Source organism: Acinetobacter towneri, assembly GCF_017498585.1.
Lineage (GTDB): Bacteria > Pseudomonadota > Gammaproteobacteria > Pseudomonadales > Moraxellaceae > Acinetobacter > Acinetobacter towneri.
This window is the reverse complement of the sequence record NZ_CP071766.1, coordinates 1122517-1139063: the sequence shown is the minus strand read 5'-3', so window position 1 is coordinate 1139063 and position 16547 is coordinate 1122517. Positions and strand designations below refer to the sequence as shown.

Here is a 16547-nt window from a genome sequence, read left to right as displayed (position 1 = left end):
CTGTACTCCCTTTCTTAATCCAGTCATTATGGACACATTCAGGCAAAATTGCAAAAGTTAATTATTGTAAACCCATGATTTTTATAAAATTAAAATGAGAAACATACGCATTTGCAATATAACTTAAAAATTCCCATATATAAAACAACTGCTTGGCAAAACTTAGCTTTAAAAATGACAATACAATGATTTTGCATCATTTTGTAAATATTGAAATAAACCATACTTTGACGCTCAAGTATCGTAAAAAACGCCTAAAAAGCGGATTTTAAAACCCAGCTGCTTTATGATAGTAACGAGTTCCATCACTTTCTTAAAATAATGACAAATCTAAATACATCTGCACCCATTTTAGTCACAGGCGCAACAGGCTATATTGCCAGTTGGGTCATTAAAAACCTGCTTGAACAAGGACATACCGTACACGCGACGGTGCGTGATCTGAATAAAACCCACAGTTTTCAACATCTGACTGATATCGCGGCAAAAAGCACAGGCAACTTACAATTATTCCAAGCCAACTTACTTGAAGAAGGTGCTTTTGATGCCGCCATGCAAGGTTGTGAAATCGTGCTGCACATGGCCTCGCCTTTTGTGGTCACCAATTATAAAGATGCAGTTAAAGACATTATTGAACCTGCCGTCATAGGCACCGAAAATGTATTAAACAGCGTTAATCGTACTGCATCGGTAAAGCGTGTAGTGGTGACTTCAAGTATTGCTGCAACCTACGGCGATGCGATTGATATTTTAAATACGGCCAATAATCGCTTTGATGAAAGTCACTGGAATACTAGCAGCAGCCCTGAGCATCAGCCTTATCCTTATTCAAAAGTGGCAGCCGAACGCAAAGCTTGGGAAATGGCAAAGGCACAAAACCGCTGGGATTTGGTCTGTATCAACCCTGCTTTGGTGCTTGGCCCATCGTTGACCAAAAACACCCAATCGGGCAGCGTGGAAGTGTTATTGCAGTTTGCCAACGGTATGACCTTGGCAGGTGTCCCTGCTATGTGGAATGGCATTGTCGATGTGCGTGATGTTGCCGATGCTCACATTCAGGCCGCATTCAACCCTGCTGCTGAAGGTCGCTATATTATTAGCGGTGGCACACTCAGCTTATTGGAAATGGGCAAAATTTTAGCGCAGCACTTTGGACGTAAATACCCTTTCCCACGCAATCAGTTACCTAAATTTGCCTTTAAAGCCTTTGGCCCTCTACTTGGTTTTTCCCGTAAATTTGTGGAACTGAATATGGGCTACCCAATTTATTTTAATGCGGAAAAAAGTCAGCGTGAATTGGGCATGCACTACCGCAATATTGAAACCAGTCTAGTCGAACATTTTCAGCAACTCATTGATGATGGGATTGTAAAGAAACGCTAAGTCCTCGGCATCTCTAAGCGAAAAACTAAGGCACTTCATCGTTGAAGTGCCTTTGTACTTAAATCAGATCAACAATGCCTAGAGATGCTTATTCAAGCACACCATATTCCTGCATCAGCTGAATAAACTCAGCTTCATTCATGACTTGCACACCCAACTTCTCGGCTTTTTCCAGCTTTGAGCCAGCTTTCTCACCCGCCACGACACATTTGGTTTTACCCGAAACACTACCACTCACCCGTGCACCCAAAGCCTGCAACAACTGAGTCGCTTCATCGCGTCCCATTTGGCTCAACGTCCCTGTAATCACCCAACTTTCACCATTCAAAGGCTGACGTGTCGGTGCAATCGGAGCATCCCAATGAATGCCTGCAGCTAATAAACGATCCAACACTTCTAAATTATGCGGCGCTTGGAAAAAGTCCAAAATCCATTCTGCCGTAATATCTCCCACATCTGGAGTTTTCTTTAACGCTTCTAAATCAGCTTCACGCAAAGCCTCTAAAGTCTGAAAAGTATTGGCAAGCATCCGCGCGGTGGTTTCGCCCACACCACGAATTCCCAAGGCATAAATAAACGCAGCCAAAGTAGTTTTTTTGCTGTTTTCAATCGAGTCAATCAAGTTTTGAACCGACTTCTCACCCATTTTTTCAATGCCGAGCAAAGTGTCGCGGTGTTCGTGTAAATGATAAATATCAGCCACATTTTGTAGCAAGTTCAGATGCAGTAATGACTCCACCCAACGATCACCCAAACCTTCAATATCCATGGCTTTACGTGACACAAAATGACGAATCGCTTCAATACGCTGTGCCGCACAATACAAACCGCCTGAACAACGCGCCAAAGCCTCACCTTCAGGCATCACCACAGGCGAATCACACACAGGGCATTGTTCAGGTAAATGCACTTCTTGCGCATCGGCAAGGCGAAATTCAGGCCAGACTTTTTCAACTTTGGGAATCACATCACCACTACGGTAAACACTGACCGTATCGCCTAAACGCACATCCAAACGGTGAATTTCACCAATATTATGCAAAGTAACATTGGATACCGTCACACCACCTACCGCAACGGGGTTTAAACGTGCCACAGGCGTCAACGTACCTGTGCGCCCCACTTGCCAATCAATATTTTCAATGGTGGTTAAAGCGGCAACTGCAGGGAATTTATAGGCAGTCGCCCAGCGCGGCTCACGACTTAAAAAGCCCAATTGCTGTTGCTGTTTCAAGTCATTGACCTTGACCACCATGCCATCAATTTCAACGCTTAAATTCGGACGCTCAAGGTTAATTTGCTCATAGGCCGCCTGAACATCTTGAATGCTCTTGCAGACAAAATGACGTTCGCCAATTTCAAAACCAAACTGCCCCAACCATGCCAAACTGTCGGACATGGTGCTTTGTCCATGAGGCGGCACACATTGCGCAATGCCATAAGCATAGAATGCTAAAGGACGTGAAGCCGCAATATTCGGGTCTAACTGACGCAAACTGCCTGCTGCTGCATTGCGTGGATTGGCAAAGGTTTTTTCACCTTTGGCTGTATTGGCCGCATTGAGTTTTTCAAAACCAAGTTTTGGCATCAACACTTCACCACGCACTTCCAAAAATTCAGGAATAGCCGTTTCTGTCGCACTCAAAACTTTCGGTAAATTGCGGATAGTTTTGACGTTGTGGGTAATGTCTTCCCCTGTTTCCCCATCACCACGGGTCACACCACGCACTAAAACACCATGTTCATACCAAAGTGAAATCGCCAAACCATCAAATTTGAGTTCGACATCGTATTCAATATTTTGGTTGGGCAAACGCTCTTCGACACGTCTTGCAAAGGCAAATAATTCTTCCTGATTAAACACATTGCCTAAAGACAACATTGGCACAGCATGTGTAACCGTGGTGAACTTTGCCAAAGGTGTGCCACCGACTTTATTGGTCGGTGTATCGGGTTGAACTAAATCTGGATACTGTTGTTCCAACGCTTTTAGTTGATGGAAAAGCTGATCATATTCACTGTCTGCAATTGTCGGTTGATCCATCACATAATAGGCATGATTGTGCTTGGCAAGCAGTTGAATCAATTGACGCATTTGTGCCACGACGGTTAAATCTACAGACATATTTTCCACCATAAAAAAGGGCGGTCTTGTTCCGCCCTTCAATTTTTTCTATGTAGCGCATGCTACAGCTTGTATTGCTGCGCACATTATAAAAATGCGGCTGCAAAGTTGCAATTTATCCTACTGCACTCAGTTCATTTGCCAAACACTTGACGTAGCTTATACCCAGTACGAGATCGCAATTCTAGACATGACTTGCCTGACCAGCACGATAATCTATCGCCTGATGACGCCAGTGTTCACGTAATTGTGGAGTAAACTCTAAATGGTTTTGGTCATAGACCGTTCCATCAATTTCACGTGCAATCAGTCCTGAAATGCTGACCATGGTATCAAAGGCATTTTGCACATCGCTGTGCGGCAAAGCGAGGAAGAACGCTAAACCTTTAACTTGTTCGCTCGATAAAGTTTCTAAATCAAAACCATCTGCGCCTTCATCATTAATTTGTAAAACTGAAAATAATAATTTAGTGCCATCTTCGTTATAGCGATGGAAACATGACATTTCACCGAAACGTAAACCATATTTCATCAAGACTTTTAAGGCTTTATCGCCCGAAAGTATGCGACGTTCAGGGAAGACATTCAGCGCGATAAAAGATTCAGCGGTTGCCAAGGCACTTTCTTCATCCATGATTTTTTGTTCATGCAAATGCGAATCTAAAATGCTGCTTTCTTCATTAAATTCTGAAATTTCGGCAGTTTCAATGTGTTGATTCAGGCTGTATTCAGTCGAAGCTTTGTTTTGCTCGACAGTCTGCGCATTCGGTTCAGTTTCTACAATCACTTGCTGAATTTCATCCGATAATGAATATTCTGAAGTTGTCGCTGTCGGGCTTGGCGTGTCTTGTGCAACTTCAGACTTCGATATCGTTGTGGATGGATCAAGCTCAGAATTTTCTGTATTTGCCTGCAAACTCGGTTCAACTTTGTCAGTTTCTGTGCTTGAAGAAGCCACGACATCATCCGTTAAAGCCTGTGGTTCAGACTTGGCAGGCGCATCTTGCGTAACTTCATCTACCGTTAAAGTCGGCTCCACACGCGGTGGCGTAGCGTCGCTTTGCAATTGGTCACGTACATGGCGTGGAATAATCGGTTTTTGGCTTTCTGCATTAAATTGCAGCTCCGAATCTAAGGATGGCGCTGAATCTACAGGTTTTTTTAGAATCATTTTCAAACCAAACGCCATGATCACAATAGCGATGACAATTCCAACGATTGTGGTGATTTCCATATTATGCCTCCGCGACTAGGCCGTATTCTGCGGCTTCTTCTAAATTTACGGTTACTAATTTTGAGGTTCCCGGTTCAGGCATGGTAACACCTAAGAGGTCGGTTGCCATCGTCATAGCAAGTTTATTATGTGTAATGTAAATGAATTGCACTTGTTCAGAAAGTTCTTTTACTAAATTACAAAAGCGCCCCACGTTAGCATCATCTAACGGTGCATCAACTTCATCGAGTACGCAAAATGGCGCTGGGTTTAAACGGAAGATTGCAAAAACCAAAGCCAAAGCTGTCAGCGCTTTTTCACCCCCTGAAAGTAAGGCCAAAGAACTGTTGCGCTTACCTGGTGGACGCGCCATCAATTTCACCCCAGATTGCCAGTCATCTTCCAAGCTCAGACTCGCTTCACCGCCATTAAAGACTTTAGGAAACAACTCCTGCAATTCGGTATTCACCTGATCAAAAGTATTCATAAACAGTTTACGAGTTTCCTGATCAATACTTTTCATTGCCGCCTGTAACTGCGAAACGGTATTTTCCAAGTCTTCAATTTGATGGCTTAATTCTGCAAAACGGGCAGATACTTCTTCATATTCTTCCGAAGCCGCCAAATTGACCGCACCCAATTTATCAAACTGTTGCTGCGCTTTCGCCAGTTTTTGTTGATGCGCAGCGACATCAATCTGCAAACCTGTGATGATCTCGCTGTTTAAATCTTTTAACTGTTCAGAATAATGCTGATAGTCCGACTTTGCCGATTGCCATGCCAAGCGCTTTTCTTCGAGTTTGGCACGTAATTGTTCATCTTGCTGCTGTTGCTGCTGCCGTTGCTCGGTCAGTTGCTGCTGTTTGGACTGCACACTGTTCAATTCCACTTGCCATTCCTGCCAAGTTTTTTGCAGCTTTTCAGTCTGCTGCTGCTGCTCTGAAAACTGAGTTTCCAAGTCAGGCAATTCCAACTGAACAGGATCGACAAACTTTTTGGCTTGTTCCATTTGCGCCACAATTTGTTGATATTGTGCTTTTAAGAAAGTGGCATCTTTTTCTAACAGTTCAATTTGCTGCTGAGTTTGTACCGCTTGACGACGTAACAGATCCACTTCTTGTTGCTGCTGCTGAAACTGTTGCTGTGAACTATCCAGCTGCTCATTCAGCTGCTCGACCTGAAATTGCAAGATTTTATACTGCGGTAAGGCTTGCTCAAGTTTAAAAGCCAAAGCATGCAAATCAATTTCCAGATCATCTTTTTGCATGGCATCTTCTTCAAGCTGCTCATCTAATTGTGCCAATTGATGCTGTAATTGCTGTTGCTGTACTGCAAAAGCCTGTGCCGCACTTTCGGCTTTCGCCATTTGCACATCTAGCGTTTGCAAGGCTTGCTGTTGCTGTTTGAGCTGTTGCTGTTGTTGCTGCAATTGCTGCTGCAACTGTTTTACCTGTTGCTGCAATTCAGGCAGTTGCTGTTCTGCTTGCTCATATTGTGGCAGTTGCAACGCCAACGCCTGTTCAATTTCATCCAAGCGAATCCGATGGCTTAATGCCCCTTGCCCTGCCTGTGCCGCTTCATCATAAAACAGCCCGATTACCCAGTCTGCTCCCACATGATAACCATCTAAACTAAGGATAGACTGCCCTGCTTGTAATTGCACTTGCAATGCCAAAGCCTGCGATAAACTTTCTGTAATTGCGACACTTTGCCACAAGCTACTTTGTGGTGAAGCAATCCAGTCACTGAGCGACTCACACCCCGAAAGCTGTATTTTTGATGTTTTTGAATCTACAGCCAAATGAATTTTTAGCTGACGTGCGCGGCTGTCCTGAAATTCAATATCTGCTTCTACCACCTGCGCAGATAACCATTTAGCCAAGAACTTTTCAATTAAATTGGCATGTGGTTTCGCCACATCTGCAAGTTGTAATACTTGCATCAACTGCACCACATCGGTTTGGGCTTTTGGACTTTGCTTAATGAGCAATTGATTGAGGTTTTTCTGTTCTGACTGCAAAATCTGAATCTCAGATTTTAAGGTCGCACACTGTGCTTTGTGCTCATTATAGTTGGTCTGCAACGTGGCGAGTTGCTGAGTGCTGTCTTGAATATTCTGTTCTAGTGTTAGCATTTCAGCCTGCAAGCGGGTCTTTTCGTCTTGCAGTTGTTGCATTCCCTCTTGCTGATCTTGCGGCTGAATTTGTGCAAACTGCTGTGTCAGGGTTTGTTTTTGCTGTTCAATACGGCTGATATTTTTGGCTAACTGCTCACTTTGCGCCTGCATGTGCACATGCTTTTGTTGTTGCTGTTCTACTTGCGCTTTGACTTGGGCATATTGTGCAGCTTGGGTTTGTTGCTGTGCTTTTAAATCCTGAAATTGCTGGCTCTGCTGCTGCGCCAAATGATCTTGCTGCTGTAGATTTTCCTGTTGGTTTTCTTGCTGATCGACCAAACTCTCTAGCTGCAATTCAATCAACTGCAAACGCTCTTTGGTTTGTGCTTTTTGTTGTTCAAGCTGCGATAAAGTCGCGGTATTTTGCTGAAACAAACTTTGTTTTTGTTCCAAAGTCATTTTCAGTTCAGCCAGTTTCTTTTCTGCCTGTTGCCATTCTTGCTGTAGCGGTGTCGATTGCTGAATCAAACGCTGAAACAACTCACTGGTCGCAGTTAAGTCATGTTCCAAAGTGGTCAGCTCAGAGCGCACCAATTTAAAACTTTCCCCTAACTCATTCATACTCAGGGTATATTCTTGCTGTAAACGCGCACTTTGTTCACACTGAAAAGACAACACTTCGACTTTAATGGTACGAATTTCACTCTCAAGCGCTTTGTATTGAATTGCTGTTTCTGACTGACGTTTTAAGGTTTTTAATTGCGATTTTAGTTCTGAAGCAATATCTTCCAAACGCGCCAAGTTCTGCGTGGTGTGATCCAAATGCAGCATGGTTTCACGACGACGCGCCTGATAACGTGACACGCCTGCCGCTTCTTCAATAAACACCCGCATTTCTTCAGGTTTAGCATCAACCAAACGATTAATCATGCCCTGTTCAATAATTGCATAAGAACGCGGGCCTAAACCTGTACCCAGAAAAATATCGGTGATGTCACGACGACGACACTTGGTTCCATTTAAAAAATATTCAGACTTACCATCACGGTTGACCTGCCGACGTACCGACAGTTCATTATAGGCGTTATAAGCACCGCCCAATTTGCCATAGGTATTGTCAAAACGCAGTTCCACACTGGCTACACCTACAGGTTTGCGTTTGGCAGTTCCTGTGAAAATTACATCCTGCATACTGCCGCCACGCAACTGGCGCGCACTAGATTCGCCCATCACCCAACGAATGGCGTCAATCACATTGGATTTACCACAACCATTCGGCCCCACCACAGCGGTACGGTTGGCTTTAAAATGTAAGGTCGTACTGTCGGCAAAAGATTTGAAGCCAGAAAGTTTTAAACTGCTTAAACGCATAATGTCCCAATTAACGGCGTGAACGTCTTGCCCATGCAAGCTCGATCTGTTTCATACGGGTCAGAGATTCCAACACCAAGTTGCGCAAGTGTCGGCAAAAATCTTCCATAAATAAAGTGGCTTGTTGTGATTTTCTGCTTAAAATTGCATCACTCACCAGTTTAAATAATTCAAAAGATTCTTGTAACTCCCGACGCGAAGTATTTAAGGTCAAAAAGTAACTGCGTCTTAACGATGGCAATAACTCTTGATAGAACTTCATTAAATATAAATTTCCCACCATATCAGGCTGCCGTGCCAGATATTGAAAAATTAAATCATAAAACTTTTCAGTATTGCCCAAGCGACATTGCTCTGCCAGTTGCAGCAAAAGTTGTTGTAAGGCTTCGGCTTCATGCATTCGCCACGTGTCCGCAATACGCTGCACAATATAACCCAATAACAAACTGCTGCTGTCAAACAAAGCTCGGACTTGCTGTGCCGACATTTCCGACACAATTGCACCACGACGTGGAAAAATTTCAATCAGATGAGTACGTTGCAATAACAACAGCGCTTCACGTACCGAACCACGACTCACGTCCAGTTCTTTGGCGATGCGCAATTCCTGAATACGCTCACCTTCAACCAAATCACCGCTAATAATCTGTTCTGCGATGTGTCGGGCAATTTGTTCCGATAAACTTTCTGATTCTTGTTGTTGCATACTGTTCCTATCTTGTTTTTATAAGATGCAGTGATGAAAATTCGGAGCTACTCTCATTTAAGACATCTCAGGATCATCCTTCGACTGCAAGCATAGCTCCGATACAAGCATCTTTCTTTTTACTGCGAAACAGATCACAACGCCATGACATTGTCCGACAATTTCATGGCGCTAGAGCCAATTTTACATGGCTTAAAACAAAGAAAATAGCGACTCAACTTAGAAAAATACTCGCATACCCTGATATACAAAATAACAGCCAACGGTGGTCAACAAGCAGGCAAAACATTTTTTCAACATCGCTGGCGATAACAAATGTGCCACTTTCGCACCAACTTTGGCAGTAATAAAGCTCATCACACTAATGCCTATAAATGCATAAATGTGGATATAACCAATGGTATTGGGTACTGCAACTTCGGCTTGCTTACCAAACCACATAAAGCCTAATGCGCCCGCCACCGCAATTGGCAAACCACAAGCGGCTGAGGTTGCTACCGCTTTTTGCATGACCACGCCGTAACGGTTTAAGTACGGCACTGTTAAACTGCCACCGCCAATCCCAAAAATTGCAGAGGCAATGCCAATCCCACCGCCCGCCATGACTTGCTTTGCAGTTGAAGGCAAATGATGTGAAGGATCAACCGCAATATTTGCGCCTCTAAACATCTTAAAAGCCACCCACAGTGCAAAACCGCCAATTAATAATTGTAAGCCTTGCCCCGAAAGGAAATCGGCAATACCTGCACCAACAAATGCACCCACAATTAAACCAGGCGCAAGATTACGAAATACAGGCCACATCACCGCACCTTTTTTATGGTGTGCCGTAACTGAGCTGATCGAAGTTACAATAATGGTTGCCAATGATGTCCCCACCGCCATGTGCATTAACACCGATGGGTCATAATTGAGTTGAGTGAACACAATATATAAAATTGGCACAATAATTAAGCCGCCGCCCACGCCAAACAGCCCTGCTGCAAATCCAGCAATTGCACCAATCAATAAATATATGATTAACTCCATAAATATATTCCACTATTTGTAAATTCGTATGGATGTAGAAACCCGACAACTGCAACAACAACTCACAGAAGCAGGACAGCTTCCAGAAGTACTCATCCTGAAGCCGATTACCACTTCCACCAATGATGATGTACGGGAAATTGCACAAAAAGGTGTGCAGAGTGTCTTGGTATGCAGTACCAGACAAACGCATGGTCGAGGACAACGTCAACGGCAATGGGTATCACCCGAAGGGAACATCTATTTAAGCACATTGCTAAATTTACGAACACCTGTAAATGGGCGTTTGGCTTTAGAAATTGCGTTAAATATCTTGCAAATGCCGAGTCTACAGGCGCTGAATCTACAAGTAAAATGGCCAAATGACTTATACAGCCCGCAAGGCAAATGGGGCGGCATCTTAATTGAGCCAATTTCTGCACAGCAAGTCATTGTTGGGGTTGGGCTTAATCTTGCACCTGTCAGCTCAGCAGTTATTGATCAAAAAACCACATCTTTAACCGAACTGGGTTTGGTATCTATTGATCGTGTGCGCCTGATCGCAGAGCTTTATCTTGCCATTCAACAAGCCTGCGACTGGTTTAATCACGATTGCTATAATTTGGCATCTCGCTTCAATCATCATGCCGCATTTATGCAACAACAAGTTGAATTTGAACATTTTAAAGGTACTTGTCAGGGTACTTTTTTAGGCATTCAGGATGATGGCGCAGTGCAAATTGAAACGGCACAAGGGCTTGAAGTTTTTTATCAGGGACGTTTACGCCCTATCGATCATGCCGAGTCATCTTCATGAAAAATTTATGGCTAGATATTGGTAACACCCGCCTGAAATATTGGGTCACAGAACAAGACCGCATCATCGAACATGAAGCAGAATTGCATTTGCAATCTCCTGCCGATTTGTTGCTGGGTTTGATTCAACACTTTAAAAGTCTGAATGTGCATAAAGTAGGCGTGTCATCGGTACAAGATCAGAAGAATAATCAACGCATTCACTTGATTTTAAAAACCCTGAATGTGCCTGTGATTTATGCCAAAGTGCATGCAGATTATGCAGGTTTGCATTGTGAATATGATATTCAACAACTGGGGATAGATCGCTGGCTGCAAGTGCTTGCCGTGGCAAATGACCCACAAGAAAATTATTGTGTCATTAGTTGTGGTACGGCGCTGACTATTGATTTGGCGGATGGACTGACGCATTTAGGCGGCTATATTTTACCGAACTTATATTTGCAACGTGATGCACTGATTCAAAACACCAAAGGCATTAAAATTCCCGATGCTGCATTTGATGAACTCACCCCAGGACGCAGCACCATTGATGCTGTTCATCATGGTATTTTACTCGGCTTGCTCAGCACCATTGAGCATGTAATTCGACAGTCACCACGTAAACTGATTTTAACGGGTGGCGATGCACCGCTGTTTGCCAAATTCTTGCAGCAATATCAACCGCAAGTCGAGCAAGATTTATTGCTCAAAGGTTTGCAGCGTTATATTCAATATGCAACCCATGAAGTGCACTAAAAACCAAACATTGCTCCATCTACGCTGATAAATCTTTCGGTGTAGCTGTCATCTACGAATAAAGAACAACAAAAAAGCAGGCGCATTTTTATGCGCCTGCTTTTTTAACACTTTGATTCTAAGATGTTTTTAACAATTATTTCTTGGTTGGGTCGTTGCCACCAAACAATGGCCCCATACCGCCGCCACTGAATTGCTTTTGTAAACCGCCCAGTGAACGCATCATTTTTGCCATGCCCGATGGATTGGCAAATTTTTTCATCATTTTTGCCATTTGTGCATGTTGCTTGATCAACTTATTCACTTCTGACACATCCATACCACAACCCGCAGCAATACGTTTTTTACGGCTTGGATTCATCAGGTCTGGGTTACGACGCTCTTTGATGGTCATCGACTGGATAATCGCTTCCATCTTTTTCACTTGCTTTTCAGGATTGGCTTGCGCAATTGCATCTTGAATACCTGAGTTGCTCATGCCAGGCAACTTGTCTAAGAAGCCCATCATGCCGCCCATTTTATTCATTTGTTCAAACTGCATCAGCATATCTTCAAAGTTGAAGCTGCCGCCTTTTTGCAGTTTTTTCGCCATTTTTTCGGCTTTTTCTTTGTCGATTTTACGTTCAACTTCTTCGACCAAAGACAGCACGTCACCCATGCCCAAAATACGTTGTGCAACACGTTCTGGGTGGAATGGCTCTAGGGCATCGAGTTTTTCACCCATCCCCAAGAATTTAATTGGTTTACCCGTAATCGCACGAACTGAAAGTGCTGCACCACCGCGCGCATCACCATCAGTTTTAGTAAGGATTACACCTGTTAATGGCAAGGCATCATTAAAGGCTTTGGCTGTATTTGCCGCATCCTGACCCGTCATGGCATCGACCACGAACAAGGTTTCAGTCGGTTTAATCGCTGAATGTAATGCCTTGATTTCATCCATCATGTCATCATCGACGTGCAAACGACCTGCAGTATCGACAATTAACACATCAGCAAACTGAATTTTTGCCTGTTCGATGGCACGGTTGGCAATATCGACAGGGTTTTCATTGGCATTTGAGTCAAAGAAAATTGCGCCAACTTCGCCTGCAACCGTTTGTAGCTGTTTAATTGCCGCAGGACGGTAAACGTCGGCAGACACCATCGCCACTTTTTTCTTTTGACGTTCTTGTAAGAAACGTGCCAATTTTGCTGCAGTGGTGGTTTTACCCGCACCCTGCAAACCTGCCAATAACACCACAACCGGTGGCTTGGCAGCAAGGTCAAGGCTTTCATTGGCCTCGCCCATCATTTTTGTGAGTTCGTCATAGACAATTTTGACGAACGCCTGACCAGGGGATAACTGAGTCATCACTTCCTGACCCAATGCCTCTTCCTTAACTTTCGCGATGAATTCACGAGTTACAGGTAACGCCACATCGGCTTCAAGAAGTGCCATACGTACTTCACGTAACGTATCTTTAATATTGTCTTCGGTTAGCTGCCCTGAGCCAGTAACATTTCTTAAACTCTGCGTGAGTCGTTCTGTTAAGGTATCAAACATTGCAAATTCCGCTTAAAATAGCCATTAGCAAAAAAATGTTTCTTTAAAATAGAAAATTTATGCACAAGATGCTATAGGATACTGTAGTTCGCATCGAATTTATATAAATGAATATTCATCATCCTGAAAAAGGTTTGACATGATCAGTCTCCCCTTGGTTTATACGATTTTAGCATTAATCGCTTATACCAGTTCTTTTTGGTATTTATTTTCACATTTAATGTCTAAACGTGCGCCAAATCACTGGTTTATTCGTTCTCTGCTCAGTTTGGGCTTATTGCTGCATGCTGCCGTGTTGTATAACGATATGTGGACGCCGATGGGTGTCAACTACAACGTGTTTAACCTAATGTCATTTACTGCGGGTTTAATGTTGTTATTGAGCTTGCTGTTCAGCAGTTACCGACCTGTAATTGCGCTAAATTTGATTGGTATTCCTGTAGCAGCAGTGGGTTTAATTGCAGGTTTTTCATTCAGCCAACATAATTTATTTATTAACCAAAACTCGATTGGTTTAGATATTCATATTATTTTATCGCTGTCTGCTTATGCCGTATTGTTGATGGCGACCATTCATGCCGTGCTCATGTGGTTTCAAAACCGCGAACTGAAAAACAAACAAAAACGTCGGGTTTGGGTAAATTTGCTGCCGTCTTTGCAAGATATGGAATCTTTGCTGTTTGATATGTTGATTGCAGGTTTTGCCTTACTCACAGTCGCACTAGGTTTTGGTTTCTTTACGGTAGAACATTTCTTTGCACAGCATTTAGCACATAAAACTGCCTTTAGTATTATTTCTTGGTTTGTCTATGGGGCGTTGTTACTTGGGCGTTATAAGTTTGGCTGGCGTGGACAAAAAGCGATTCGCTTTACCATTATTGGCTTCTTTTTATTGGCGCTCGGTTTTATTGGTTCTAAATTTGTGTTGGAAATGATTTTGAGTAAGTAAGGTGTTTTTATTTTGCTCATTCAAAGTGTAGGATGATCAATTATTTAATAGCATAGTCGAGGGGGAATGGGCTGTTTAAATTAAGCCAATCATTTAAATGATTTCTAACGATGTAAGAACTCAATTAAAAGATCTAGTCTAGGATGCACATCAACTGCATGGACTAGATAAAACTTGAGATACAGATCACTGTGTCAAATAAAACAGCTTAAATACCAGAACCTTAGCTACAACCACTTCAATTCAAAACCCTTTTCCTAGACAACCCACAGAAAAAAACGTATAACTCCACTTTTGTTTGAACTGGCAGCATCTTGTGAAACTGATTCTTGCACCCATGGAAGGCTTAACCGACCCCATCATGCGTGATGTACTCACGTCTGTCGGCAGTTTTGACTGGTGCGTGACAGAGTTTATTCGGGTCACAGACAGCATTCTGCCAGACCATATCTACCACACTTATTGCCCTGAACTACTTACCAACGGCAAAACTGCTGCAGGTACGCCTGTGCATGTTCAGTTTTTGGGGAATAATCCTGAAATGTTAGCCGCCAATGCAGCCAAAGTTGCGGCTATGGGCGTACCTGCAATTGATATGAACTTTGGCTGTCCTGCCAAAACAGTCAATCGGCATCGTGGCGGTTCAGTTTTACTCGATGAACCCGAAGTAGTATATGAACTGGTTAAAGCGGTTCGCGATGCCGTTCCTGCTCATATTCCAGTTTCCGCCAAAATGCGTCTAGGCTATATGGATCGGAACTTCATGCTAGAAAATGCGCATGCCATTGAAGATGCAGGCGCAGCATGGGTTACAGTGCATGCACGTACCAAAGCCGATGGCTATACCCCTCCTGCATTTTGGGATCAGCTACGCCCTATTCGTGAAGCATTGAAGATTAATGTCATTGCCAATGGTGAAATTTGGAACAATGCCGATGCCAAACAATGCCAGTTAGAATCGGGCTGTGAAGATTTGATGATTGGCCGCGGTGCAGTCACCACTCCAGATTTGACCCAATGTATTCGTCAAAATTCAGACCTGCCTTTGCTGAGTTGGCAAGATTTGCTGCAACTGCAAATTCGCTTTATTCACGGCCCTGCCAAAACTGAAATTGGCATGCTAGGACGTTATAAACAATGGCTCGGTATGATGTCGAAACATTACCCCGAAGCCAAAGCTTTATGGGATGAAATCAAGCGTCTGAAAAAGTTGGATGAAATCATTGAAAAATTAGTCGCACACGCGACTTAAACAGTGCATCCAGCGAGCTCCAGATTTATCTAAAAAATTTCAGCTTTTATTAGGGTCTGCTCAGTTTTAGCCTACAGCACAAGCCATTTATGAAATGTCAACAGACCCTAGTGAATGTCATTTATTCAACCTTGCTGACAAAGCTTGGCATTTCCCATGCACTGCCTGCAAAACCTTTGCATTGTCCTGCATCGAATTGATAGCTTTTGACAAACTGCTGACCATTCCACGCCCACTCAATTTGACTGAAACAATCGCCAATTCCACGCCCTTTTTGATAGGCAAAAATCTGTCCATTGCTAAATTCTGAAGCAGAATCAGTTACAAATTGCTGTATCTTTTGCAGTTTTTTATCCATAACCCAATAAGCCACACCCCAATTATAAGCCCCTCGCCAACAGCTTGCCTCAACCAACACGCTATCTTGATTTAAGGGATAAGTATGAATCTGCTGTTCTGCTTGTTCAGGTTCAAACAGCATATAACAATCTTCACGATCTACAGTTTTTTGTAAAATTGGATATAACTTTTCTGCACTGGCCGCGGTAAGCACCTGTGCTTTGGCGGTTCGGTGTTGAGGCTGCATGAGAATGTTAATTTTAGGCATCGCTTGCGCTTTTAAGACCTGCGTGGATGCTTGATTGCCTTTTGCCAATATTGCGGAGTCTGTACCCACACGTTTTTGAAATTCATCCATTTTTAGCAACACTGCACTCATGCCTGCATCAGACAATTTTCAGCGTTGTTGACCATGTTTTAACTCGATCACGACATGCTGACGCGCCTGCGCCAACAGCTTTTGCACACTGGCAGCAGATAAATTGGCGATACTTTCATGAAAGTTTAATTGTTGCAAAGTGCGTCCATTTAAAAATAAAGTCGCTTGAGCAATATCTTCTTGAATTTGCAATTGCCCTTGTACAGCACTCTTTGCACCTGCTTGACGGGTCAATAACATACTGATCGGTTGTTCAAAATCATCATCGCTTTGGTAGCCTGCGGCACGGCAGGTTCCTGTATTATCACAGGCCAACTCCCAATCTTGATGCTGAAAATACAGTCCTTGCAAAGCAGTCGACTGGCTTGAAGCAATCGTTTTTTCAGCAGTGATCGGTGCTGCAAAAATACCAACACTACCGAATAAACCACTGATCGCCAGCAATATTTTTAGATTGCATCTGAAATTCATAATCTTCGCAACTCCTGAAATGGTCATCTATAATTCAACGGCTCAATCAAAGCTAAATTTAGCACCTTGCCTACTCAGCTCAATAAAAAAGCACGCCAGAGCATGCTTTTCTAATGCAATTGAACATCAAGATTT

Annotated in this window: 11 protein-coding genes and 1 pseudogene; 5 read left to right on the top strand and 7 right to left on the bottom strand. The window is 43.2% G+C overall.

Annotated elements, in window-relative coordinates:
* Nucleotides 1–321: 321 nt before the first annotated feature.
* Nucleotides 322–1383 carry an SDR family oxidoreductase gene (locus J4G44_RS05405; RefSeq protein ID WP_004972358.1) on the top strand — a complete coding sequence of 354 codons (1062 nt, stop codon included), beginning with the start codon at nucleotides 322–324 and terminating at the stop codon, nucleotides 1381–1383.
* 88 nt (nucleotides 1384–1471) lie between these two features.
* On the opposite strand, the gene ligA is transcribed toward J4G44_RS05405, so the two are convergent.
* The 5 genes from ligA to J4G44_RS05380 form a co-directional block, all read right to left on the bottom strand.
* Nucleotides 1472–3508 carry an NAD-dependent DNA ligase LigA gene (gene ligA / locus J4G44_RS05400; protein ID WP_004972359.1) on the bottom strand — a complete coding sequence of 679 codons (2037 nt, stop codon included), beginning with the start codon at nucleotides 3506–3508 and terminating at the stop codon, nucleotides 1472–1474.
* A gap of 184 nt (nucleotides 3509–3692) precedes the next feature.
* A complete protein-coding gene (locus J4G44_RS05395) occupies nucleotides 3693–4742 on the bottom strand; it encodes a cell division protein ZipA C-terminal FtsZ-binding domain-containing protein (RefSeq protein WP_179988528.1) in 1050 nt (349 codons plus the stop codon).
* A 1-nt stretch (nucleotide 4743) separates the two neighbouring features.
* Nucleotides 4744–8208, bottom strand: coding sequence for a chromosome segregation protein SMC (smc, locus tag J4G44_RS05390; RefSeq protein WP_179988527.1), 3465 nt, complete (start codon nucleotides 8206–8208; stop codon nucleotides 4744–4746).
* A gap of 10 nt (nucleotides 8209–8218) precedes the next feature.
* Nucleotides 8219–8914 carry a GntR family transcriptional regulator gene (locus J4G44_RS05385; RefSeq protein WP_004972365.1) on the bottom strand — a complete coding sequence of 232 codons (696 nt, stop codon included), beginning with the start codon at nucleotides 8912–8914 and terminating at the stop codon, nucleotides 8219–8221.
* A 219-nt stretch (nucleotides 8915–9133) separates the two neighbouring features.
* Nucleotides 9134–9943 carry a sulfite exporter TauE/SafE family protein gene (locus tag J4G44_RS05380; RefSeq protein WP_004972366.1) on the bottom strand — a complete coding sequence of 270 codons (810 nt, stop codon included), beginning with the start codon at nucleotides 9941–9943 and terminating at the stop codon, nucleotides 9134–9136.
* A 28-nt stretch (nucleotides 9944–9971) separates the two neighbouring features.
* Between J4G44_RS05380 and J4G44_RS05375 the strand changes: the two genes are divergently transcribed.
* Both J4G44_RS05375 and J4G44_RS05370 read left to right on the top strand, forming a co-directional pair.
* The gene (locus tag J4G44_RS05375) at nucleotides 9972–10739 is read left to right on the top strand and encodes a biotin--[acetyl-CoA-carboxylase] ligase (protein ID WP_004972369.1); all 768 of its coding nucleotides are present in this window, start codon (nucleotides 9972–9974) and stop codon (nucleotides 10737–10739) included.
* On the top strand, nucleotides 10736–11476 hold the full coding sequence (locus tag J4G44_RS05370) for a type III pantothenate kinase (protein ID WP_004972372.1): 741 nt from the start codon (nucleotides 10736–10738) through the stop codon (nucleotides 11474–11476). The genes J4G44_RS05375 and J4G44_RS05370 overlap by 4 nt, the downstream gene beginning before the upstream one ends.
* Nucleotides 11477–11612: 136 nt before the next feature.
* Here the strand turns inward: J4G44_RS05370 and ffh are convergent, their stop codons facing one another.
* Nucleotides 11613–13022, bottom strand: a complete 1410-nt coding sequence (gene ffh / locus J4G44_RS05365; protein WP_096902093.1) for a signal recognition particle protein — start codon at nucleotides 13020–13022, stop codon at nucleotides 11613–11615.
* 139 nt (nucleotides 13023–13161) lie between these two features.
* On the opposite strand from ffh, the gene J4G44_RS05360 reads away from it, so the two are divergent.
* Nucleotides 13162–13971, top strand: coding sequence for a cytochrome C assembly family protein (locus J4G44_RS05360; RefSeq protein ID WP_180168163.1), 810 nt, complete (start codon nucleotides 13162–13164; stop codon nucleotides 13969–13971).
* A 316-nt stretch (nucleotides 13972–14287) separates the two neighbouring features.
* On the top strand, nucleotides 14288–15223 hold the full coding sequence (locus J4G44_RS05355; RefSeq protein ID WP_179989204.1) for a tRNA dihydrouridine synthase: 936 nt from the start codon (nucleotides 14288–14290) through the stop codon (nucleotides 15221–15223).
* A 121-nt stretch (nucleotides 15224–15344) separates the two neighbouring features.
* Here J4G44_RS05355 and J4G44_RS05350 read toward each other — a convergent pair.
* A pseudogene (locus J4G44_RS05350) lies at nucleotides 15345–16412 on the bottom strand (DUF1176 domain-containing protein).
* Nucleotides 16413–16547: the final 135 nt, after the last annotated feature.

Coding starts and splice junctions, on each gene's coding strand:
- J4G44_RS05405 (WP_004972358.1), top strand. CDS start 322: ATGACAAATCTAAATACATCTGCACCCATTTTAGTCACAGGCGCAACA.
- ligA (WP_004972359.1), bottom strand. CDS start 3,508: ATGTCTGTAGATTTAACCGTCGTGGCACAAATGCGTCAATTGATTCAA.
- J4G44_RS05395 (WP_179988528.1), bottom strand. CDS start 4,742: ATGGAAATCACCACAATCGTTGGAATTGTCATCGCTATTGTGATCATG.
- smc (WP_179988527.1), bottom strand. CDS start 8,208: ATGCGTTTAAGCAGTTTAAAACTTTCTGGCTTCAAATCTTTTGCCGAC.
- J4G44_RS05385 (WP_004972365.1), bottom strand. CDS start 8,914: ATGCAACAACAAGAATCAGAAAGTTTATCGGAACAAATTGCCCGACAC.
- J4G44_RS05380 (WP_004972366.1), bottom strand. CDS start 9,943: ATGGAGTTAATCATATATTTATTGATTGGTGCAATTGCTGGATTTGCA.
- J4G44_RS05375 (WP_004972369.1), top strand. CDS start 9,972: ATGGATGTAGAAACCCGACAACTGCAACAACAACTCACAGAAGCAGGA.
- J4G44_RS05370 (WP_004972372.1), top strand. CDS start 10,736: ATGAAAAATTTATGGCTAGATATTGGTAACACCCGCCTGAAATATTGG.
- ffh (WP_096902093.1), bottom strand. CDS start 13,022: ATGTTTGATACCTTAACAGAACGACTCACGCAGAGTTTAAGAAATGTT.
- J4G44_RS05360 (WP_180168163.1), top strand. CDS start 13,162: ATGATCAGTCTCCCCTTGGTTTATACGATTTTAGCATTAATCGCTTAT.